At 59.7% G+C, this 21,852-nt stretch carries 21 protein-coding genes and 2 rRNA genes (1 of these 23 only partly in view); 22 read left to right on the forward strand and 1 reads right to left on the reverse strand.

The annotated features are described in order from the left end of the window. The 16 genes from SLIT_RS01730 to SLIT_RS01805 all read left to right on the forward strand — a co-directional run. A 23S ribosomal RNA gene (locus SLIT_RS01730) occupies positions 1–2,377 on the forward strand (it extends 508 nt beyond the left edge of the window). Between the two features lie 122 nt (positions 2,378–2,499). Continuing rightward, positions 2,500–2,612 (forward strand): 5S ribosomal RNA (gene rrf, locus SLIT_RS01735). A 505-nt stretch (positions 2,613–3,117) separates the two neighbouring features. Continuing rightward, positions 3,118–4,458: a B12-binding domain-containing radical SAM protein gene (locus SLIT_RS01740; protein WP_013028490.1), complete on the forward strand. Its 1,341-nt coding sequence runs from the start codon at positions 3,118–3,120 to the stop codon at positions 4,456–4,458. Between the two features lie 78 nt (positions 4,459–4,536). Continuing rightward, on the forward strand, positions 4,537–5,730 hold the full coding sequence (locus tag SLIT_RS01745; RefSeq protein ID WP_013028491.1) for a beta-ketoacyl-[acyl-carrier-protein] synthase family protein: 1,194 nt from the start codon (positions 4,537–4,539) through the stop codon (positions 5,728–5,730). Next, the gene (locus SLIT_RS01750) at positions 5,727–6,524 is read left to right on the forward strand and encodes a beta-ketoacyl synthase chain length factor (RefSeq protein ID WP_013028492.1); all 798 of its coding nucleotides are present in this window, start codon (positions 5,727–5,729) and stop codon (positions 6,522–6,524) included. Before SLIT_RS01745 ends, SLIT_RS01750 begins: the two co-directional genes overlap by 4 nt. Further along, complete coding sequence (locus SLIT_RS01755) at positions 6,518–6,961, forward strand: hotdog family protein (RefSeq protein ID WP_013028493.1); 444 nt, start codon at positions 6,518–6,520, stop codon at positions 6,959–6,961. The genes SLIT_RS01750 and SLIT_RS01755 overlap by 7 nt, the downstream gene beginning before the upstream one ends. Then, complete coding sequence (fabG, locus tag SLIT_RS01760) at positions 6,958–7,677, forward strand: 3-oxoacyl-ACP reductase FabG (RefSeq protein WP_013028494.1); 720 nt, start codon at positions 6,958–6,960, stop codon at positions 7,675–7,677. Before SLIT_RS01755 ends, fabG begins: the two co-directional genes overlap by 4 nt. A gap of 57 nt (positions 7,678–7,734) precedes the next feature. Continuing rightward, entirely contained in the window at positions 7,735–7,998 is a 264-nt protein-coding gene (locus tag SLIT_RS01765; protein ID WP_013028495.1) for a phosphopantetheine-binding protein, read from the forward strand. A gap of 37 nt (positions 7,999–8,035) precedes the next feature. Next, positions 8,036–8,308, forward strand: a complete 273-nt coding sequence (locus SLIT_RS01770; protein WP_013028496.1) for a phosphopantetheine-binding protein — start codon at positions 8,036–8,038, stop codon at positions 8,306–8,308. Beyond that, positions 8,305–9,366 (forward strand): beta-ketoacyl synthase N-terminal-like domain-containing protein, encoded by a 1,062-nt coding sequence (locus SLIT_RS01775; protein ID WP_013028497.1) that lies wholly within the window; start codon positions 8,305–8,307, stop codon positions 9,364–9,366. Before SLIT_RS01770 ends, SLIT_RS01775 begins: the two co-directional genes overlap by 4 nt. Next, a complete protein-coding gene (locus SLIT_RS01780) occupies positions 9,363–9,989 on the forward strand; it encodes a hypothetical protein (protein WP_013028498.1) in 627 nt (208 codons plus the stop codon). The genes SLIT_RS01775 and SLIT_RS01780 overlap by 4 nt, the downstream gene beginning before the upstream one ends. A 36-nt stretch (positions 9,990–10,025) precedes the next feature. Beyond that, on the forward strand, positions 10,026–11,015 hold the full coding sequence (locus tag SLIT_RS01785) for a hypothetical protein (protein ID WP_013028499.1): 990 nt from the start codon (positions 10,026–10,028) through the stop codon (positions 11,013–11,015). Next, entirely contained in the window at positions 11,005–12,138 is a 1,134-nt protein-coding gene (locus SLIT_RS01790; RefSeq protein WP_013028500.1) for a beta-ketoacyl-ACP synthase III, read from the forward strand. The genes SLIT_RS01785 and SLIT_RS01790 overlap by 11 nt, the downstream gene beginning before the upstream one ends. Further along, positions 12,138–12,533 (forward strand): DarG family dialkylresorcinol biosynthesis protein, encoded by a 396-nt coding sequence (locus tag SLIT_RS01795; RefSeq protein ID WP_013028501.1) that lies wholly within the window; start codon positions 12,138–12,140, stop codon positions 12,531–12,533. The genes SLIT_RS01790 and SLIT_RS01795 overlap by 1 nt, the downstream gene beginning before the upstream one ends. Further along, positions 12,530–13,525, forward strand: a complete 996-nt coding sequence (darH, locus tag SLIT_RS01800) for a BtrH-related acyltransferase DarH (protein WP_013028502.1) — start codon at positions 12,530–12,532, stop codon at positions 13,523–13,525. The genes SLIT_RS01795 and darH overlap by 4 nt, the downstream gene beginning before the upstream one ends. A gap of 423 nt (positions 13,526–13,948) precedes the next feature. Beyond that, positions 13,949–14,371 carry a hypothetical protein gene (locus SLIT_RS01805; RefSeq protein ID WP_041420725.1) on the forward strand — a complete coding sequence of 141 codons (423 nt, stop codon included), beginning with the start codon at positions 13,949–13,951 and terminating at the stop codon, positions 14,369–14,371. Between the two features lie 288 nt (positions 14,372–14,659). On the opposite strand, the gene SLIT_RS01810 is transcribed toward SLIT_RS01805, so the two are convergent. Beyond that, on the reverse strand, positions 14,660–15,430 hold the full coding sequence (locus tag SLIT_RS01810) for a class I SAM-dependent methyltransferase (protein WP_041420959.1): 771 nt from the start codon (positions 15,428–15,430) through the stop codon (positions 14,660–14,662). A gap of 269 nt (positions 15,431–15,699) precedes the next feature. Here SLIT_RS01810 and SLIT_RS01815 point away from each other — a divergent pair, with 269 nt between their 5' ends. The 6 genes from SLIT_RS01815 to SLIT_RS01840 are packed head-to-tail and all read left to right on the forward strand — an operon-like array spanning position 15,700 to position 21,797. Then, positions 15,700–16,356 (forward strand): COG4648 family protein, encoded by a 657-nt coding sequence (locus SLIT_RS01815; RefSeq protein ID WP_013028504.1) that lies wholly within the window; start codon positions 15,700–15,702, stop codon positions 16,354–16,356. Between the two features lie 13 nt (positions 16,357–16,369). Next, positions 16,370–17,704, forward strand: a complete 1,335-nt coding sequence (locus SLIT_RS01820) for an AMP-binding protein (RefSeq protein WP_013028505.1) — start codon at positions 16,370–16,372, stop codon at positions 17,702–17,704. Next, entirely contained in the window at positions 17,701–17,997 is a 297-nt protein-coding gene (locus SLIT_RS01825; RefSeq protein ID WP_013028506.1) for a 3-hydroxyacyl-ACP dehydratase FabZ family protein, read from the forward strand. The genes SLIT_RS01820 and SLIT_RS01825 overlap by 4 nt, the downstream gene beginning before the upstream one ends. Continuing rightward, entirely contained in the window at positions 17,990–18,904 is a 915-nt protein-coding gene (locus SLIT_RS01830) for a lysophospholipid acyltransferase family protein (RefSeq protein ID WP_013028507.1), read from the forward strand. Before SLIT_RS01825 ends, SLIT_RS01830 begins: the two co-directional genes overlap by 8 nt. Further along, positions 18,901–19,476 (forward strand): LolA-related protein, encoded by a 576-nt coding sequence (locus SLIT_RS01835; protein WP_150102916.1) that lies wholly within the window; start codon positions 18,901–18,903, stop codon positions 19,474–19,476. The genes SLIT_RS01830 and SLIT_RS01835 overlap by 4 nt, the downstream gene beginning before the upstream one ends. Continuing rightward, entirely contained in the window at positions 19,473–21,797 is a 2,325-nt protein-coding gene (locus SLIT_RS01840) for an MMPL family transporter (protein WP_013028509.1), read from the forward strand. The genes SLIT_RS01835 and SLIT_RS01840 overlap by 4 nt, the downstream gene beginning before the upstream one ends. The last annotated feature ends 55 nt before the right edge of the window (positions 21,798–21,852 follow it).

Genomic DNA, 21,852 nt, shown 5'->3' on the forward strand with positions numbered 1-21,852 from the left:
TGAAATCGTATGCATACAAACAGTGGGAGCGGACTTGTTCCGTGACTGCGTACCTTTTGTATAATGGGTCAGCGACTTACGTTCAGTAGCGAGCTTAACCGAATAGGGGAGGCGTAGGGAAACCGAGTCTGATAAGGGCGATAGTTGCTGGGCGTAGACCCGAAACCAAGTGATCTATCCATGGCCAGGATGAAGGTGGGGTAACACTCACTGGAGGTCCGAACCCACTAGTGTTGAAAAACTAGGGGATGAGCTGTGGATAGGGGTGAAAGGCTAAACAAACTTGGAAATAGCTGGTTCTCTCCGAAAACTATTTAGGTAGTGCCTCATGTATCACTCTCGGGGGTAGAGCACTGTCATGGCTAGGGGTCTATTGCTGATTACCAAACCATTGCAAACTCCGAATACCGAGAAGTGCGAGCATGGGAGACAGACACCGGGTGCTAACGTCCGGTGTCAAAAGGGAAACAACCCAGACCGCCGATTAAGGTCCCCAAGACATAGTTAAGTGGAAAACGAAGTGGGAAGGCTAAAACAGTCAGGATGTTGGCTTAGAAGCAGCCATCATTTAAAGAAAGCGTAATAGCTCACTGATCGAGTCGTCCTGCGCGGAAGATGTAACGGGGCTCAAACTATGCACCGAAATCGCGGATATGTACTTGTACATATGGTAGGAGAGCGTTCTGTAGGCCTGCGAAGGTGTCTGGTAACGGATGCTGGAGGTATCAGAAGTGCGAATGCTGACATGAGTAGCGATAAAGGGAGTGAAAGGCTCCCTCGCCGAAAGCCCAAGGTTTCCTGCGCAACGTTCATCGGCGCAGGGTGAGTCGGCCCCTAAGGCGAGGCAGAAATGCGTAGTCGATGGGAAACAGGTTAATATTCCTGTACCTCAATGCAATGCGATGTGGGGACGGAGAAGGTTAAGCGAGCCAGGTGTTGGATGTCCTGGTTTAAGCGTGTAGGGAGATCTCTTAGGCAAATCCGGGAGGTCAATCCTGAGGCGTGATGACGAGTGCCTTCGGGCGCGAAGTTGCTGATACCAAGCTTCCAAGAAAAGCCACTAAGCTTCAGTTGCATTGGGACCGTACCGCAAACCGACACAGGTGGGCAGGATGAGAATTCTAAGGCGCTTGAGAGAACTCGGGTGAAGGAACTCGGCAAATTAGCACCGTAACTTCGGGAAAAGGTGCGCCCCGCTAGAGTGTAGAGACTTGCTCTCGAAGCTCGATGGGGTTGCAGTGAAATGGTGGCTGCGACTGTTTAATAAAAACACAGCACTCTGCAAACACGAAAGTGGACGTATAGAGTGTGACGCCTGCCCGGTGCTGGAAGATTAAATGATGGGGTGCAAGCTCTTGATTGAAGTCCCAGTAAACGGCGGCCGTAACTATAACGGTCCTAAGGTAGCGAAATTCCTTGTCGGGTAAGTTCCGACCTGCACGAATGGCGTAACGATGGCCACACTGTCTCCACCCGGGACTCAGCGAAGTTGAAATGTTTGTGAAGATGCAATCTCCCCGAGGCTAGACGGAAAGACCCCATGAACCTTTACTGTAGCTTTGCATTGGATTTTGAATAGACCTGTGTAGGATAGCTGGGAGGCTTTGAAGCGGTGTCGCCAGACATCGTGGAGCCGACGTTGAAATACCAGCCTGGTGTGTTCGAGGTTCTAACCTAGATCCGTAATCCGGATTGGGGACATTGCATGGTAGGCAGTTTGACTGGGGCGGTCTCCTCCCAAATTGTAACGGAGGAGTACGAAGGTATCCTAGGTACGGTCGGACATCGTACTGATAGTGCAATGGCAAAAGGATGCTTAACTGCGAGACTGACAAGTCGAGCAGGTGCGAAAGCAGGTCATAGTGATCCGGTGGTTCTGTATGGAAGGGCCATCGCTCAACGGATAAAAGGTACTCTGGGGATAACAGGCTGATTCCTCCCAAGAGTTCATATCGACGGGGAGTTTGGCACCTCGATGTCGGCTCATCACATCCTGGGGCTGTAGCCGGTCCCAAGGGTATGGCTGTTCGCCATTTAAAGTGGTACGTGAGCTGGGTTTAAAACGTCGTGAGACAGTTTGGTCCCTATCTGCCTTGGGCGCTGGAAGTTTGAGGGGACCTGCTCCTAGTACGAGAGGACCGGAGTGGACGTATCTCTGGTGTACCGGTTGTCACGCCAGTGGCATAGCCGGGTAGCTATATACGGAAGAGATAACCGCTGAAAGCATCTAAGCGGGAAACTCGCCTCAAGATGAGACTTCCCTGGAGATTCGATCTCCCTGAAGGGTCGTGGAAGACTACCACGTTGATAGGTCGGGTGTGGAAGCGCAGTAATGCGTTAAGCTAACCGATACTAATTGCCCGTGCGGCTTGATCCTATAACATTAGGTCAGTTGCAAGTAGTAACGCTCGCAGCAATCAAGACCACTTTTTTACTTCTTCCAAAATTACATCAAGCGCTGGAACTCTAAACCAGCTTCAGCGATTGATAACAGTTATGTCTGACGACCATAGCAAGTTGGCCCCACTCCTTCCCATCTCGAACAGGACAGTGAAACGACTTCGCGCCAATGATAGTGTGCATCCGCATGTGAAAGTAGGTCATCGTCAGACTCCTTACAAACAACAAAGCCCTCCTCGTGAGGGCTTTGTTGTTTGTGGCGTTTGAAAATCGATCTTCTTGAACGCAGTGACAACGAGCCGCTGTTTGGCTCGTTGTGGTGGAGACTAACTTGCGCAGCAAGTTACGTGGGAGTCAAAGTAGGTCATCGTCAGACTCCTTACAAAGCAAAAGACTCCGCCCAAAAGGCGTGGTCTTTTGCTTTGGGGGCTCGAAAGAAGACCTGCTTGAGGTTCTGACAACACGTGCCGCAGGTGTGTGTTGCGGCGCAGGTCAACATGAACGTAGCGAATGTTAAGTCCCAATGAGTGGCCGGAGCCAAAACAGGGCATCGTCAGACTCTTTACCAATAAAAATCCCAAGGTGAATACTTGGGGGGATTGGTGCGTTTGAAATGCCTGCATGCGCCATCCAGAAGAAAGCAGGATTTCTGATATGCTTTGATGCATGGTCGCGGCATAAAGCTCGCCGGGCAGCAAACATCAGAAGGAAGCGTGCGTGAAGAAGATCCTCCTCATCAACCCTGCATACAAGGGCAGCCTGCATTCCAACATCAAGGTATTGGCGCTCCCCCCGCTTAATCTGTCCATCATCGCCCGCTATACGCCAGAGCATTACGACGTGTGTATCGTCGATGAAGCCATGGAAGACCTTGATCTGGATGCACAAGTCGATCTGGTCGGGATTACATGCATGACACCGTTGGCGCCGCGCGCCTACGAGATCGCTACGCGTTTTCGTGCGCGCGGGATTCCGGTCGTGATGGGAGGGATACATGTCTCATACATGACGGACGAGGCATTGCGTTATGCGGATGCGGTGGTGGTCGGCGAAGGCGAAAACATCTGGCCGAAGCTGCTTGAAGATTTCGAGCGCGGACAGATGCAAAGCGTGTACCGAACGTGCGAATTGCCAGATGTCGAGAACCTGCTGGCGCCGCGCCGCGACCTGCTGAAAGGGAAGTACTTCGTCGAGACCGTGCAGACAGGCCGCGGCTGCCCGATCAACTGCAATTTCTGTTCGGTCACCGCCTTCAACGGTTCACGTTACCGCGTGCGCAACATCGACAGCGTGATCGACGAGATCAACTCCATCAAGTCCAAGCGCATCTTCATCGTGGACGACAATATCGTCGGCCAGGGGCCGCGTTTCATCAGGCGCGCGAAGGATTTGTTCGACCGGATGCAGGACTGTAACAAGGAATGGGGCGGACAGACCTGCCTCAACATCGTCGAGCACGACGATGTGCTAAAAGCCGCGCAGCGCAGCGGTTGCAAGGGATTGCTGATCGGCTTCGAATCGCTGGACCCGGCAACGATAGACTCCATGCACAAATCGGTGAATCTGCGCCCCAATACCCGGAATTTCCGTGATGCGATCAAGAAACTGCACGATCACGGCATCGCCATCGTCGGCTGTTTTATCTTTGGAACGGAAGGGCAAAACCGGGATGCGTTCCGGCGCACCATCGATTTTGTACTGGAAAACGAAATCGATGCCGTACAGATGTCGCTCGAAACGCCGTTGCCGGGAACCGCGTTCTACAGGCAGATGGTGGAAGAGAATCGTCTGCTATTGACCGACTATCCGAACGACTGGCGGCATTACACCATCTTCGAGCCGGTCTTCAGGATGAATGGCATGACGCCAACCGAGGCATACGAGGGCTTGCTGGAGGCGTATGCCGAAGTATCCTCGTTCAAGTCCTCGCTCAAGCGCGGAGTGCGGACCTTCCGCAACACCCGCAGCCTGTTCAGTACCGGCATTTCATTCTCCTGGAATTACCAGGCATACAAGACCATCCGCAATACGCAGACACCGCTGGTGATGAAGGACTGATCTTTCGCCATTTTGGGCTGTGCTAGAATCCGGGCAGCATGGCTCGTGCTTCTCAAAATAATTTAGCGGCTTCCTAACTTGCAACCCTTAGTCATCAGCCACCTCTCAATTGCGAACAGCCTCGGCCTGGGCCTGTCGGCAACGATGGATGCCCTGCGCAAGCGCCGTTCCGGCCTGATCCCGTGCGCGTTCGAGGATGTCGACCTGGAGACTTATATCGCCAAGGTGGAAACGATAGAAGCCTGTCGCATGCGTCCAGATCTAGACGCATACGACTGCCGCAACAATCGCCTTGCCCAGTTGGGTCTGGAACAGGACGGATTTTCCACCGCGGTCGAAGCGGCCAAGAAAAAATATTCTGCAGGGCGTATCGGCGTGTTCCTTGGAACCAGCACCTCGGGGATATTGCAGACAGAGCTGGCCTATCGCCGCCTGGATCCGCAAACCGGCGCATTGCCGCCGGATTTTCATTATGCCGAGACGCAGAATTCCTATTCCCTTGCAAGTTTCGTCACGCGATACCTCGGGCTGGGCGGTCCTTCTTTTGTGGTGTCATCGGCATGTTCTTCCAGTGCCAAGGTATTCGCCAATGCGGTGCGGATGATGGCGGCGGGAGTGTGCGATGCGGCCGTCGTTGGCGGCGTCGACAGCCTGTGCCTGAGTACGCTATACGGCTTCAATTCACTGGGGCTGGTGTCGCGCTTCCCTTGCCGTCCGTACGACGCAGACCGCGATGGCATCTCGGTAGGGGAAGGTGCAGGGTTCGTGCTTCTGGAACGCGCAACGGCAGAAAATTCTGCAGACGCGATGCTCCTGCTGGGTGTGGGCGAGAGCGCAGACGCCTATCACATGTCCACACCGCATCCGGAAGGGCTGGGCGCAAAACTGGCGATGCAGCGCGCACTTGATTCAGCCGGACTCAAGGCGAGCGACATCGATTACATCAACCTGCACGGTACTGCGACCAAATCCAACGATGCCAGCGAAGGCAAAGCGGTTGCGGAGGTGTTCGGCACGAAAGTGCCGTGCAGTTCGACCAAGGGATGGACGGGACATCAGCTGGGAGCCGCCGGGATCACCGAGGCGATCATCGCCATGCTGGCGGTCGAGCACGGCTTCGTGCCCGGAAGCGTCAATACCCAGCAGCTCGATCCGAACATCATGATCAACTACCGGATCGAAAATGGCGAAGGGAAGATCGATCGCGTGCTGAGCAACTCATTCGGTTTTGGCGGCAGCAACTGCAGCCTTGTGCTGGGGAGGCGGACATGATGCGCTGTTACATCGAGGGCATCGGGTTGCTCGGCCCCGGACTGGATGGCTGGGTTGCCGGCCGGGCAGTCCTGGCCGGTGATGCAGATTATCTGGCGGCGCCGACAAACCTGCGCGCAAGCGACATGCTGCCCGCAGCGGAACGGCGCCGTGCCGGTGTGCCGATCAAGCTGGCGCTGGCTGTCGGACAGGAAGCGTTTCTGCAGTCGCAACGCGATACCAGCAAAGCATCCACGGTGTTCACTTCTTCCGGCGGCGACAACGACAACGTGCATGCCATCAACGGCATATTGGCGACCGCGCCGCGCGAAGTGTCGCCTACCCGCTTCCATAATTCCGTGCACAACGCCGCAGCGGGATACTGGTGCATCGCAGCCGGTTCGCATGAACCCTCCACCAGCCTGTGCGCATACGATGCGAGTTTTGCGGCAGGACTGCTGGAGTCAGCGACACAGGTGGCGGTGGATGGCGCTGTCGTTGCGCTGATCGCGTACGACCATCCCTACCCGGAGCCGCTGCACGCGGTGCGCCCGATCGCGGCGGCGTTCGGGATGGCGCTGCTATTGACCCCGCAGCAAACCGAGCGCTCCCTGGCCGCGCTCGAAGTGGATTTCGTGCTCGGCAAAACTACCGAGACCACGATGAAGGACGCCGGACTGGAAGCGTTGCGCCGCGGCATTCCGGCAGCACGCGGTTTGCCGTTGCTGGCTGCATTGGCTGGCGGAAAACCGGCGCAAATCAGCATCGCCTACCTCGACGACAATCATCTCGATATCCGAGTGTCGCCATGCTAGCGGACAAGGCTGCGATCGCCAGCGTCATCCCGCACGCCGGCAGCATGTGCCTGCTCGATGGCGTGCTGGAATGCGATGCGCAACGCATCCGCTGTATCAGCAGTACACATCGCGACGCAAACAATCCCCTGCGTTCCGGCGATGCGCTGCTTGCCCTGTGCGGCATCGAATATGCGGCGCAGGCGATGGCGGTACATGGCGCATGGGATGCGAAATCCGACCGCAAGCCGCGTGCGGGTTACCTGGCTGCGCTACGCGACGTTTCTTGCCACGTGATGCGCCTGGATGACCTCGGCGATGACCTCATCATCGATGCAGAGAGGATGATGGGCGACGAAGCGCGCGTCATCTACCGGTTCGATATCCATGCAGGAACGGCCGGGATCATGAGCGGACGCGCCACGGTGGTGCTGGATGCAGACAAGGCAGGTTTATGAAACGCGCATTGGTGACGGGCGGCAGCGGCGGCATCGGTGCGGAGATCTGCCGCAAACTCGCGCAACTCGGTTATCACGTCTACGTGCATGCCAACAACTCATTGCAGCGAGCGGAGGAGATCGTCGCCGGAATCGAGGATGCAGGGGGCAGCGCACAAGCCGTCGCCTTCGACGTGGCGAATGCAGAGCAGGCGCAAAGCGCGCTGCAGACGGTCCTGGCGGACGGTGCGATACAGATACTGGTGAACAACGCCGGCATCCATGACGATGCGGTGCTGCCGGGCATGAGCGCACAACAATGGCACAAGGTGATCGACGTCTCGCTCAACGGTTTCTTCAACGTGACGCAGCCGCTGCTGTTGCCGATGATAGGCAAGCGCTGGGGACGCATCATCAACATCTCCTCGGTCGCCGCCATCGCCGGCAACCGCGGTCAGACCAACTACGCGGCAGCCAAGGCCGGGCTGCATGGCGCTACCAAGTCGCTGGCACTGGAAGTGGCCAGCCGCGGCATCACCGTGAATGCGATCGCTCCCGGCATCATCGAATCGGCCATGACCGAGAACGTGTTCGACAAGGATGCCATCAAGCGCCTGGTGCCGGCCGGACGGGCTGGCAGGCCGGAAGAAGTCGCCGACCTTGTCGCTTTCATCGCCTCCGAAAAAGCGGCCTATATCTCGGGCCAGATCATCTCCATCAACGGCGCGATGATTTAAAGCCCGCGCAGCGAATGAGGTAAAATGCGCCCGATGTAATAAACGACAGGGAGCATCATGGCAGCAAGTGCACAAGAAAAAGAGTTGGCACAACTCATCGTTACCTCACTCAATCTCGAGGTCTCCGCAGACCAGATCGAACCGGAAGCTCCGCTATATGGCGAAGGCCTGGGGCTGGACTCCATCGACATCCTCGAACTGTCGCTGGCGATCTCCAAGACCTACGGCGTGCAACTCAAGTCCGACGATGCGGACAACAGCAAGATATTCAGTTCGCTGCGCAATCTGAACGACCACATCCAGCAACATCGCGCCAAATGATCCATGCGTCCGCCATCCGGCGGGCGTTCCTGATCCCATGAACGATAACGACATCGCCTTTCGCACCGAACTCAAGGCACTCATTCTTGCCGCGGTAGACAAGGATGAGCCCGCCGGCGGCCTGCGCGACGACGAACCGTGGTTCGGTCCCGAATCCAGGCTGGAACTCGATTCGCTGGATGCGCTGCAGATATCCATGGCGATCCAGAAGAGGTACGGTGTGCGCATGCCGGACAGCAAAGACACGCGCCGTGCGCTGACCTCGCTGCTGGCGCTGGCCGAACACCTGCATAAACACCGGTCATCATGAAGCCGGTCTATCTTTCCGGTCGCGGCCTCGCCTGTGCCCTGGGATTGGATATCGAGAGCTCGCTGACAGCGCTGCGCTCGGGTGGCGTCGCAGCGGCATCCCGCTTATTGCCCGGTGCGATGGGTGGCGCCTTTCCCTATTACAGCATTCCCCGCGAACAGGACGACTTCAACGAACGCGCGCGCACGCTTGTGCAACGCGTCGCTGCTGAGGCCGGCGCGCAACGGATTCGCAGCGGGGCGCTATTCATCGCCACCTCTTCATTCGACATCGGCGCCGTGGAGCAGGGAGAAGCTCAGCTGGATTACGGCGCATTCGCCGGCAAGATCGCCGCCTGGCTGGACTGGTCCGGGCCGGTGTACGTGATCAGCACTGCCTGTACCTCCAGTATCAACGCATTGATCGCCGCGCATGCACTGCTGGGCGCAGGCGAAGCGGCAGAGGCGCTGGTGCTGGGCATGGAGCTGGACAATCGGCTCACGCTGGGCGGCTTTGCGGCCCTGCAGTTACTGTCGCGCAACAGCAGCAAACCCTTCGGCATGGATCGCGACGGTCTGGTACTGGGAGAGTCCGTTGCTGCGCTGCGTTTATCCTCGCGTGAAACCGCACAATGGAAATTGCTGGGCGGCGCGAGCGTGGTGGATGGAAGCCAGCCTACCGGTGCCTCGGCAGCAGCGGTGGCAAGCATGTACCAACGTGCCTTGGCAGCGAGCGGCCTGACGGCGGATGCGATCGACTTGATCAAGGTCCAGGCCGCGGGCAGTCCGGGCAATGATGCGATCGAGGCCCAGGGGCTGCGCATAGCATTTCAAACGTCGCCCGCACTGGTCTCGCTCAAAGCCGCGATCGGGCACACCATGGGCGCATCCGGAGCTGCCGAGATCGCGTTGCTCACCGCCTGCCTGGAGCAGGATGTGTGGCCGAAGTATCCAGATGCCGCAGATGGCGAGCTGGGCATAGAACTTGCCGCGCACATGCCGGCGTCGGTGAAGCGGCTCATGGCGACGATATTGGGCTTCGGCGGCAGCCATGCGACCGTGGCGTTGGAGCGGGCATGAAGACATTTGCCATCAGCGGCCGCTGCATCGCCACTCCGCCACCTGCGGATTGGCGCGAACAATTGGCGCAGATGCTCGGCACAAAGCCGCGCCGCATCGGCACATGGGCGGAACTGGGACTGTATGGCGCATTGTGTTGTATGGCCGATGCCGGGGAAAAGACCTTGCCGCAGGATGCGCAGCTTTGGCTGGCAAGCCGGCGCGGTACCTATACGGCGACAGGCATCGTCCTCGATCAGTTGCGCGAAGACTTGCCCATGCCGCTGGCGTTCCTGCAGACGCAGCCAAACCAGTCGCTGGCGTTGCTGGCGGCACAGCTGCACTGGCAAGGTCAGGCCTGTTTTGTGGCGGGCGCCAAACCAGAGGCATTATTGCGCCTGGCTGCCGCGCAAGCGGGTAATGACGGGATGCTGCTGGGCTGGGTGGATGAGATGGCCGGCGGCGAGACCCGCTGGCTGCGATTGCAGCCAAGCCATGATGCAATAGAAGGATATGTCGAAGCAGCCGCGGAATCGCTGCTTTCCCCGCATGTCAGCCATGTGCGTCTGGCAGACAAGGGAATGCAGGTCAGACTGGCAGGCCAGGCAAGTCTTAACCTTGGTGCGAGGGGGGTGGAATGGTAGAATCCGCCGAGTTTTTTGATCATCCCAACTAGTTGCGTGGCTGTATTGAACATTACCGAAGCATCGACCTCCCTCCCGATCAAACGCGTATTGGTACTGAGTTATTCGCAGACCGGGCAGTTGACCGAGATCACCCGACGCATCCTTGCCCCGCTGGAGCAAGACGAGCGCATCGGTGTGCATGTCGAGACGCTTCGTCCGGTCAAGCCATTCCCTTTCCCGTGGGGATTCTTCAGTTTCCTCGATGCCTTTCCGGAGTCGGCGCACATGGTTCCGCCGCAGCTGCAGCCGCTGTCGCTGACCGGAGCGGAGGAGTTCGACCTGGTGATCCTGCCCTACCAGGTCTGGTTCCTGGCGCCGTCGCAACCGGTCACCGCATTCCTAAAATATCCGCTGGCCAGCAAACTGTTGGCCGGGAAACCGGTAGTCACGGTGATCGCCTGCCGCAACATGTGGATGCTGGCACAGGAAAAGATGAAGACGCTACTCGATGGTTACGGAGCCCGTCTGCTCGACAACGTCGTGCTGGTCGACCCCAGCCCGACCATGGCCAGTCTTTGGACTACGCCGCTGTGGCTGCTGAGCGGCAAGAAAGACTTGCTCAAGATACTGCCGCCAGCTGGCGTGGATGCGGCAAGCATCGAGGCGGCTAGCCGCTTTGGATATGCGCTACGCGATGCCCTGCTCAACAACGAAGAGCGCGGCAATGCGCCGCTGCTCTCCGGCCTGAAAGCAGTGGATTCCGATCCGCACCTGCTGGTGAGCGAAAAGGCTGCGACACGCAGCTTCTATGTGTGGGGCAAGCTGTTGCGCGTGGTCGGCGCGCCTGGCCAATTTCGCCGCTATCCGTTCCTGGTCCTGTATGTGGTGTTCCTGATCGCCCTGATCCTGACCGTAGTGCCATTGAGCCTGCTCGTCCAGTCGCTGTTGCGCCCGCTCATGCGGCGGCGTTTCGCGGCATTGAAACAACGCTTCGACCTGCCATCGGGGGCGGGCGCGGAGAGGATGCACCTGTATGAGCACTGATGTGTTTCTGACGCGCACCGCGTCATTCCTGCCGCTTGAGCCGGTCGGCAACGACGAGATGGAAAGCGTGCTCGGCATGGTCGGCGGCAAGCCCTCCAAGGCCCGTCGCATCGTGCTGCGCAACAACGGCATCCAGCATCGTTACTACGCGCTTGATCGCGTCACCGGGCTGCCGATCATGTCAAATGCCGAGATGGCTGCCGCGGCGGTCAGGAATCTGGGGGAAGTCGGACATGTGGATTGTCTGGCGACCGCCACCTCGCGCCCGGACCAATTGATGCCGGGGCATGGCGTGATGGTGCATGGTGCTTTGGGCTGGCCGCGCCTGGAAGTGGTGTCGCTGGCGGGCATCTGCGTGGCGGGCGCGGCGGCGTTCAAGCATGCCTGGCTGGCAGTGCGTGCCGGGGATGCGCAACGTGCCGTGGCTGTCGCTTCCGAGCTGGCCTCGGTCGGTTTGCATGCACGCAACTTCGCAGCCGAGGCCGAGCACAAGGTGAAAGAGCTGGAAGAGCGCCCCGAGATCGCCTTTGAAAAGGATTTCCTGCGCTGGATGCTGTCCGACGGAGCCGGTGCGGTATTGCTGGAAAGCAGACCGAGCGGCCCGCTGAGCCTGAAGGTGGAATGGGTGGAACTGTCGTCGGCTGCGCATGAACTTCCGGCCTGCATGTATTCCGGAGCCGAGAAGAATGCCGACGATAGCCTGACCGGATGGCAGCAGTTCTCGCCGCAGGACTGGGCCACGCGCTCGGTGTTCACGGTGAAGCAGGACGTGAAACTGCTGAACGAGAATGTCATCCGCGCCACGCTGACCGATCCCCTGCGCGAATTGATCAGGAAGCACGATCTCGCCGCGCAGACGATAGACTGGTTCCTGCCGCACTATTCGTCAAAGTATTTTGCCGAACTGGTCGCGGCTGGTGTGGCCGAGGCGGGCCTGAACATCCCGCGCGCCAACTGGTTCACCAACCTGATCGAAAAAGGCAACACCGGTTCCGCCTCGCCCTACATCATGCTGGACGAGCTGTTCCATTCCGGGCGCATCAAGAAGGGCCACAAACTGCTGATGTACATCCCGGAGAGCGGGCGCTTCTCCAGCGGTTTCATCTTCATGGAAGCGGTCTGATGGATGTGAACGACGTACCGCAGGAAGGCAATCGCACCATGGGCGGGTATCGGCGCGCGATGTATGCGCGCGACAAGGACGGGCGCATCGTGATCGTGCCGTCGCGCGGCGGTGAAGTGGACGAGACCGTCACCCTGCAGGCGCTGGACCTGATCAGGGAACAGACCGAACAAGCCAGGACGCGGGTGCAGGCAGGCAAGACTTCGCCGCTGGAATACTGGATGTATGCACAGCGGCTGGATCTGCCGCAGCTCTCGCAGGTAACCGGTTACTGGCAATGGCGTATCCGCCGTCACTTCAACCCCGAAAGGTTCGCCAGGCTGCCCGCGAAGGTTCTTCAGAACTACGCCTGGGTGATGGGCATCACGGTCGACCAGTTAAAAAAACTGCCATGAATATCGTTAACGAAAAATTCCGGCACCGCCATGCCGCCCACTGCGAAAGCGGTGTCGCCGCCTCGATGCTGACCCATCATGGCGTGCCGATCTCCGAAGCGATGGCGTTCGGCCTGTCGGCAGCGATGGCGTTCGCCTACCTGCCGTTCGTGAAGTTCGCCGGTTTCCCGCTGATCGCCTACCGCATGCCGCCCAGACACATCCTCAAGGGCATGGTCAAACCGTTCAAGATGCGCTTCCACTTCGAGACGTTCCGCGATCCGGCAACGGGCACGCGGCGACTGGATGAGTTGTTGGCACAAGACAGAGTGGTCGGCGTGCAGACCTCGGCCTTCTGGCTGCCGTATTTCCCCGAGGACATGCGCTTCCATTTCAACGCACATAACCTGATCGTATATGGCAAGGAAGGGGACGACTACCTGATCAGCGATCCGGTCGCCGAGGATCCGCAGCGCTGCGCAAGCGATGCCTTGCAGCGTGCACGTTTCGCCACCGGATTGATGGCACCCAAGGGGTTGTTGTATTACCCGGAATCCATCGGCCAGACCACGGTGACGGCGGAGGCCGTCATTCGCGCGATCAGGAAGACCGTGCGCACCATGCTGGGCCCCGTCCCGATCGTCGGGGTGCGCGGCATCCGCATGCTGGCCAACAGGGTGGCGAAGCTCGACCCCGGGGAGAAACTCAGCCTCAACTATGCGGGCCACATCGTGCGCATGCAGGAGGAGATCGGCACCGGCGGGGCGGGATTTCGATTCCTCTATGCCGCGTTCCTGCAGGAAGCGGCACAGGTCACGGGTATCGCAGAGTTGGCGGTGCTGTCGGAACGCATGAACGAGATCGGCGACGGCTGGCGCGAATTCGCCCTGAAGGCGGCGCGCATGATCAAAGGACGTGAACCGTTCGAGCCGAAGCGACTGGCCGAGATGCTGCATGGCCAGGCCGAGCAGGAGAAGGAATTCTTTCAGGCGTTGAAGCGGGCGATTGCCTGATCGTTTTGCCATCCCCTCTCCCCCCAGGGAGAGGGTTAGGGTGAGGGGACACTCGTTGTATTTCCACTTATCTTAAAACCAACACCGTCGGGGGTAGCCCGACAGCTAGTCACTTTTCTCGTCTTGCCGAGAAAAGTAACCAAAAGAGGGCGCCCCCAGCGCGCCGCCCCTTCGGGGTTCCCTCGATATTTCACAAACAAGCGGGGCTGCGCAACTTGCCCTAGCGGGGCACACAAAACGTGCCCCACCGTGGAGCTCAAACAGTGCTCGCCTAAACCTCCGCTTGTTTGCGAAATATCGAGGCGGCGCACAGGGGGAAGTGACAAATCAAAACCGAATGGTGGGCAGCAAGCTGCCCACCATATTCAAAGCAAGCAGAAGTGTTTATATTTAACTCAGATATCTCGATAGGGAGAGCTGCCTATGGGCAACGTTATCAAGTTTCCATGCACATATGAAAGAGAGTGGGCTTTCTATGAGGACACAATTCGGAAGTCCTGCGTTGGCACTTTCTTCAATGAAGCGGTGATTGAGAATAGCCTTCCAGCAATCAAAGAGCACTGGAAGACTATTTATGAGGATGTTTCTCTTCAGACTTCCTCGGTTGAGATTCCTGGCCCGTTGACTGATGCTCAAACTATTGCAATTCGTCGCTCTGTCGATGCCGCCGTGTCGGTAGTTGTAGAACGCCTCAAGCTGGAGCGCAGCAAGAGTATGGATTTACTCATTCAAGCTGAATTAATGCTTGCATACGTTAGTCGGCATGGGGATTTGCCACCGCAAGGGTGGCTAACACAGCCAAGCAGCGTGGGTACGAAGTGCCCACGCTGTGGTTTTGGGTTTTGACTTTCCATCCCCTGTGCGCCGCCGAGTAGCGCAGACCAGACAGGGGCAGTCCGACGAATATGTTTGAGCACGTGACCGCGCAGCGGGTCGTGCGAGTTTATGAGGAGGCCTGTCTGGTCGAGCAACGGAGGGAACCCCGCAGGGGCGGCGCGCTGGGGCCGCCTTCTTTTTGGTTACTTTTTTTTGGCGAAGCAAGAAAAAGTGACTAGTTGTCGGGCTACCCCCGACGGTGTTGGTGTTGAATCTGATTGAAACCGCGTGGGCACCTCAGCGTGCCCACTCTGCAAATTACAGCGGTTTGTCCGCCAGGTAAGTCGAGAAGATCCCGAGATCAACAGTGCGGCGCACGTTGACGAAACCTGCGCTTTCCAGCGTGCGCAGGACGTTCTCGGGTGCGGCACAGGCTTCGATGGTATCCCAGTAGTAGCGCCACAACAGCGCAGTGTCCCTGTTGCTGGCGATGAGTTTTGCCAGCGTGGGCACTGCGTATTTGCAATACCCCTTGAGTAGCGCAGTGGCGATCTTGCCTTGGGGAGGCGTGATCTCCAGGATGCACACCTTGCCGCCCGGTTTGAGCACCCGATGGAATTCGGCGAATGCGACCGACAGATCCGACACATGGCGCAGGGAGTAACCCATGCTCAGGAAATCGTATCGGGCATCCGGTAGCGGGATCAGCTCGGCGCGGCCTTCGACCACGGTGACGCCGGCTGGCAGCTTGGCATTGCGGATCATGCCCGCGCTGGGATCGAGGCCGGTGACCTTGCTCGCATCGCCCAGGATCCGGACGGCCTGCTTGGCTACCAGGCCGGTGCCCATGCCGACGTCCAGCACGTGCATGCCCGGCTTCAGTCCGGCGCGACCAAGTATCGTGCGGCGATAGATCGAGCCTGTGCCCAGACCAAGGATCCGCTCCATGCGGTCATAATCGGATGCGGTCTTGTTGAACTGCTCGCCGACCCAGTTACGACGGTCTTCCTCGCTATCATAATATTCGGTGAGAGGAGGGTGTGGTGCGTGGACGATTTCGTCCGATGGATTGCTGGATCGAGTGGTCATGGTCATGCTGCAGCGTTGATGTTCAGTGCATGGATGCTAACTGAAATCCCGACATGGCGCGCATGAAAATGAGCGGGGGCAAGCGAGCGGGGCGCGGCAGCGGGATTCGAGGTAGAATGCCGGCGTAAAAACCAGCAGGCATATGCCTTGCAGTTCAATAGAGAAATCGATGCCAGAACAAGACGTTTCATATAGTGCTGTGCGTGCCTTGAGCCGACATTCCGCAGACCATGCAACCTTGCCGGGCATGCGCTTCAGGGGCGTGTGACATGGGGCGTCTGGGCAAGATGATCCTCATGCTGGCGTTCATCGGCTACCCCATCGTGCTGCACGCGTTCATCCTCAAGGAAGAGGTGGATGTCTCGCAACTGCTGCTCGTGTTCGCTCCGCTGCTGGCAGTCGCATCCTGGGTGGTGTTTCGCATGTTCGGCAAGGCGTGGTGGCCGCTGCTGGCGCTGGTGTTTGCCGCTGCGGTTTACTATGTGGTGACCGGGAACCATGAGCGCATAGGCTTGCTGGCGGTGAACGGGCTGTCGCACGCCGTACTCAACCTGTTCCTGCTCTGGCTGTTCGGGCGCACATTGCTGCGCGGTCGGGAGCCGCTGGTCTTCCAGATATCGCGCCATATCAACGGCGAGCTGGAGCCGGAGATCGTCGTCTATACGCGCCAGGTCACCATCGCCTGGTGCATCTATTTTGCCCTGCAAGTGATCATCTCATTGTTGCTGTATGTCTTCGCGACGCTCGCCGCGTGGTCGTTCTTCATCAACGTGCTGAACCTGCCCTTGCTGATGCTCATGTTCGTTGCCGAAAAGGCCTATCGTACGGCACGTTTCCCCGACCATCCGCGAACTTCCATCATGAAGGTGATCGAGGTGTACAGCAAGGATTTTGCCGTACCCAGGAAAGCAGATAGCGAGCGCTAAGCACTTACTGTCCATGTCAGCGATCCAGCTTTTTTCCCACGACGATCCCGACCGCGTGTTCGCCTATCGCGAAGGGGTGCCCGTCAGCGCTGCGCAATTCCTGCAGCATGCCGCGCAACTGGCAGGAGCCCTGCCAGACAAGCGCTACATCCTGAACCTGTGCAGCGACCGCTATCGCTTCGCGGTCGGTTTTGCGGCAGCGCTGCTGCGCCGGCAGACCAGCCTGTTGCCGCCCAATTACACGCCCAGCTTTGTCGAGCGCCTGGGACGGCGCTACCCGGCCATGTATTGCCTTGCCGATGGCGAGGTGGATTTTCAGGGGGTCGAGGTCGTGCACTATCCGTCCATGGTCGCACGGGACGACTCCATGTTTGCAGTTCCGGCGATCCCGACCGAGCACCGGGCGGCATTGGTGTTCACTTCCGGCTCCACCGGCGAACCGGTCGAACACCCGAAATCGTGGGGCAGCCTGTGCAATGGTGCGGTCGCAGAAGCTGCGGCGCTGGGCATCGTGCGCGATTCCGGCATGGCAGTGCTGGGCACGGTTCCGGCGCAGCACATGTACGGCCTGGAATCATGCATGCTGATCGCCATGCAGAACGGGCTGGCGCTGGTGGGCGAGCGGCCGTTCTACCCGGCCGACATCGTTGCGCAGCTTGCCGCCTTGCCGCAGCCGCGTTGCCTGGTCACCACGCCGGTGCATCTGCGCACGTTGTTGTCCGGTGCAACCGAACTTCCATCTGTCGAATTCGTGCTGTGTGCGACGGCGCATCTTGCGCCACAGCTGGCGAGCGAGGCCGAGGCGCGTTTTGCCGCGCCGCTCTATGAGATCTACGGCTGCACCGAGTCCGGCATGGCGGCAAGCCGCCGTACGACGCAGGGTGCGGCCTGGCATCTGCTGCCCGGGGTCGGCATGCGCCAGGACCGGGATGGTTGCCGGGTGAGCGGAGGGCATGTCGAGATCGAGGCGCAGCTGAGCGATGTGATCGAGCGCAACGCCGACGGCTCGTTCCTGTTGCACGGGCGCACGGCAGACATGGTGAACATCGCAGGCAAACGCACCTCGCTGGCCAGCCTCAATCATCACCTGAATTCGATAGCGGGCGTGCAGGATGGCGTCTTCCTGATGCCCGACGATGACGACGGAACGGTGACTCGCCCGCTGGCCTTTGTGGTGGCGCCGCAGCTGAGCGGCGAGGACATCCTGAGCGCCTTGCGCAACAGTGTCGATGTCGTGTTCCTGCCGCGGCCGCTGTATTTCGTCGATGAGTTGCCGCGCAATTCGACCGGCAAGCTGACGCGCGAGTCGCTGCTGCGGCTGCAACAGCAGTGTGCACAGCGGCGATGAACAAGCTCACGTTGCAGATCGCGGCGAACCACCCGACCGGCGCCGGACACTTCCCGGGCAACCCGATCATTCCCGGTGCGCTGTTGCTGGCCGAGGTGCTGCGCCGTATCGAACAGTCGGAGGGGAAATCGTTTTCTGCGTGCAACGTCAAGGCGGCGAAGTTCCTGCATCCGGCGCGCCCGGGCGACACGGTCGAGATCGAATATGAGCGTTCGGCGCAGGGGACGATCGAGTTCCAGTGTACAGTTGCCGGAACCAAAGTCTTGTCGGGGGGCATAGTTGCGAGTGCGTGACGGAATCGAGGAGAAGAGCGCGCCGGGATGGGTGGCCAGGCCCGAGCGCAGCAATACACTGGCGATCCGCTTCATCGTCTGGGTCGCGCTTACCCTCGGGCGCCGTGTCGCACGCCTGTTCCTGTATCCGATCTGCCTGTATTTCATGCTGTTCGCCGGCGAGGCGCGTGCCGCCTCGAAGAAGTATCTGCGCAAGGTGCTGGGGCATGAACCGCGCCTCGGCGATGGTTTCCGCCACATCCATACCTTTGCCTCGACCATACTGGACAGGGTGTTCCTGCTCAATGGCCGTTTCGACAAGTTCGATGTCCATGCGCACCTGGACGATGCCGCGCAGGCGATGATCGTCAGGAAACAGGGCTGCATCCTGCTGGGGGCGCATTTCGGCAGCTTCGAGATCACGCGTGCCTATGCCGACGAGATCAAGGGGCCGCCTGCCAGTGTAGTGATGTACGAAGAGAACGCGCGCAAGCTCAACTCGGTGTTGCAGGCGATCAATCCGCAGCTGACGCAACAAGTGATCGGGCTGGGCAAGGTGGATTCCATGCTCAAGGTGGAGCAGGCGCTGCAGCGCGGGGAATTCATCGGCATCCTCGCCGACAGGGGATTGGAACTGGGCGCTGCCAGCGTGACCTGCGATTTCCTCGGCGAACCGGCGAGGTTTCCCAATGGGCCGTTGCGCATGGCTTACATGCTGAAGTGTCCGGTGCTGCTGATGGCGGGCGTGTATCGCGGCGGCAACCGCTATGACCTGTATTTCGAAGAGCTGATGGACATGAGCCACTCCGAACTTCCGCGCAACGAATTGATCCGGCAGGCTCAGCAGCGCTATGTGGCCCGCCTCGAACATTTCTGCCTTGCCGCGCCGTACAACTGGTTCAATTTCTACGACTTCTGGAAAACATGATGCGGCTCCTGTTCATATTGTTGTACCTGGCGCCGGTTGTCGGCCATGCGGAATCGAACGCCTGGGGATTGCCGCAACTGATGCAAAGCCTGGCACAGGTGCAGACCTCGCGAGGCAAGTTCGTGGAGAAGAAATATATGAGCGTGCTGAACAAGCCGTTGGAGTCTTCCGGTACCTTGTCGTTTCAGGCTCCCGGTCACCTGGAGAAGCACACGCTCATCCCCAGGGTCGAGAATCTGGTGCTCGACCAGGGGGTGCTCACCATCGACAACGAGTCGCGCAACATCAAGCGTACGCTGGTGCTGCAGGAATATCCGGCGGTGTGGGCATTCGTCGAGAGCATCCGCTCCACTCTGGCGGGCGACCTGCCTACGCTGGAGCGCTTCTACCAGATCGAACTCGAGGGCGACGCCGCAAAGTGGCGCATGCAACTGCTGCCGCTTGAGCAAAAGACGCGCGCAGTGGTGCGCCAGATCGTCATCACCGGGCGCGGCAACCGTGTGACCGGCATCGAAACATTCGAATCGAATGCCGACCATTCGATGATGAAGGTGATCGAGGAAGCGCCGTGAGATTTCGCGGTCATAATGCAGTGATCGTCTGGCTGATGTTCGTCGCGGCCTGTGTGCTGGTCATCAGCCGCACCCATTTCACCGCCGACATGTCCGCCTTCATGCCGCGCAACCCGACCCCCACGCAAAAACTGATGGTCGACCAGCTGCGCGACGGCGTGGTGTCGCGGCTCATCCTGATCGGCGTGGACGGTGCGCCGCCGCCGGTGCTGGCGCAGCTCAGCAAGGACATGGCGGCAGCGCTGCGCACGTCTGCGGAACTGGCCGCCGTGAACAACGGCGAGCAGACGGGCATGGAAAAGGATTTCGAGTTGTTGTGGCACAACCGTTATCTGCTCAGCGATGCGGTGACGCCGCAGCGTTTTACAGCGGCGGGTTTAAAGGAGAGCCTGTCCGGCTATCTCGATCTGCTGGGCACGCCGATGAGCGGCATGGCACAACGCGTGTTGCCCAAGGACCCCAGCGGAGAGCTGATCCATTTGCTGGAACAGATGCAGGGCGAAGCGCATCCCGCGATGCAGGACGATGTCTGGTTCTCGCGCGACGGCACGCGTGCCATGTTGCTGGCGCATACCCAAGGTGCTGGCAACGACATCGACGCGCAGGAACGCGCCATGCGGGCGATCCAGGGCGCGTTCGAGAATGCACGCAAAGCGGTTCCGGCGGCGGCATCGGCGCAGATGCGCATGACCGGCCCCGGCGTGTTCTCGGTCGAGTCGCGCGCTTCGATCCGCGATGATGCCTGGCGGCTCTCGCTCATCGCCACCTTGCTGGTGTCGAGCATGCTGCTGCTGCTCTACCGCTCGCCGCGCGTGCTGGCGCTCGGGCTGTTCCCGGTGGCAACCGGCGCGCTGGCCGGGGTCGCGGCAGTGAGCCTGGGGTTCGGCAGCGTGCACGGCATCACGCTCGGCTTCGGCGTCACGCTCATCGGCGAGGGCGTGGATTACGCCATCTATCTGTTCACCCAGATCGAACAGCACGACACGCCGCAAAACACCCTGTCGCGCATCTGGCCGACGCTGCGCGTGGGCGTGCTGCTCTCGATCTGCGGATTCAGTGCCATGCTGTTCTCCGGTTTCACCGGGCTGGCCCAGCTCGGCCTGTTCTCCATCGCCGGTTTGATCGGCGCCGTCAGCACCACGCGCTGGGTGCTGCCGCAACTGTTGCCGCAAGGATTCTCGGTGCATGCCTCCACGCGTTTCAGCAGCATGCTGATGTCGCTGGTGCGCCGTGCGCCGCGCGCGCGCCTGCTGTTGCTTGCGGCGACGGCGGCGGCCGCGGTGTTCCTGCTGGCGCAACGCAACTCGATCTGGAACGACAGTCTGTCGAGCATGAGTCCGGTGCCGAAAGAATCGCTGGCGCTGGATGAGCAACTGCGCCGCGACATGGGGGCACCGGATGTGCGCTACATGCTGGTGCTGAGCGACAGCGACCAGGAGAACGTATTGCAGCAGGGCGAGGCGATTGCGGTCGTCATGAGCAAGCTGGTCGGGCAGGGGATGCTGGCAGGCTTCGACATGCCGCCGCTGCCCAGCCGTGCGGTGCAACAGGCACGCCAGAATTCCCTGCCGGATGGGCCCACGGCCAGTCGCAACCTGGATGCCGCCTTGCACGGCCTGCCGTTCCGCAGCGCGGTGTTTGCGCCGTTCGCGCAGGAGATCGCTGCGGCGAAACAGCAACCGTTGCTGGATCGCGCTGCGATGCAAGGCAGCAACCTCGGCCTGAAGCTGGATAGCTTCCTGGTGCGCCGCGACGGCAAATGGTCGTTGATGTTGCCGCTGCGCGGCGTGAAAGATCCGGCAGGCCTGGAGCAGGGGATACGGCACGCGACCGAGACATCGTTCGTGCTGCTCGACATGAAGCAGGAATCGGAGCAGATGTTCCGCGCTTACCGTCATGAGGCGGCCAAGAACGCCATGCTTGGTGTGCTGGCGATCGCGGCCCTGCTGTTCATCAGTTTGCGCTCGCCGCGTCGCGTGCTACAGGTGTTGTTGCCGTTGGCAGCCGCGGTGATAGTGGTGACGGCGGGCCTGGTGCTTGCCGGCCACAACCTGTCCATCTTCCACCTGATCGGCTTGCTGCTGGCGGTGGCGGTCGGCTCCAACTATGCGCTGTTCTTCGACCGGCGCTGCACATCGCCGCAAGACCGCGAACGCACTGTCACTTCGCTGCTGTTCGCCAATATGTCGACCATGCTCGGTTTCGGTCTGCTGTCGTTCTCGCAATCGCCGGTGTTGAATGCCATCGGTTCCACCGTCGCGATCGGCGCGGTATTGAGTCTGATCTTTTCGGCAATACTGATCGTCGGTCGCGATGACTGACTGCAAAGGCTCGTTCCGTAGGGCTCCGTCGGTTGCCCGGCACTGGGTGGTCGGT

Origin of the sequence: Sideroxydans lithotrophicus ES-1 (genome assembly GCF_000025705.1) — a bacterium.
Taxonomy (GTDB): domain Bacteria; phylum Pseudomonadota; class Gammaproteobacteria; order Burkholderiales; family Gallionellaceae; genus Sideroxyarcus; species Sideroxyarcus lithotrophicus.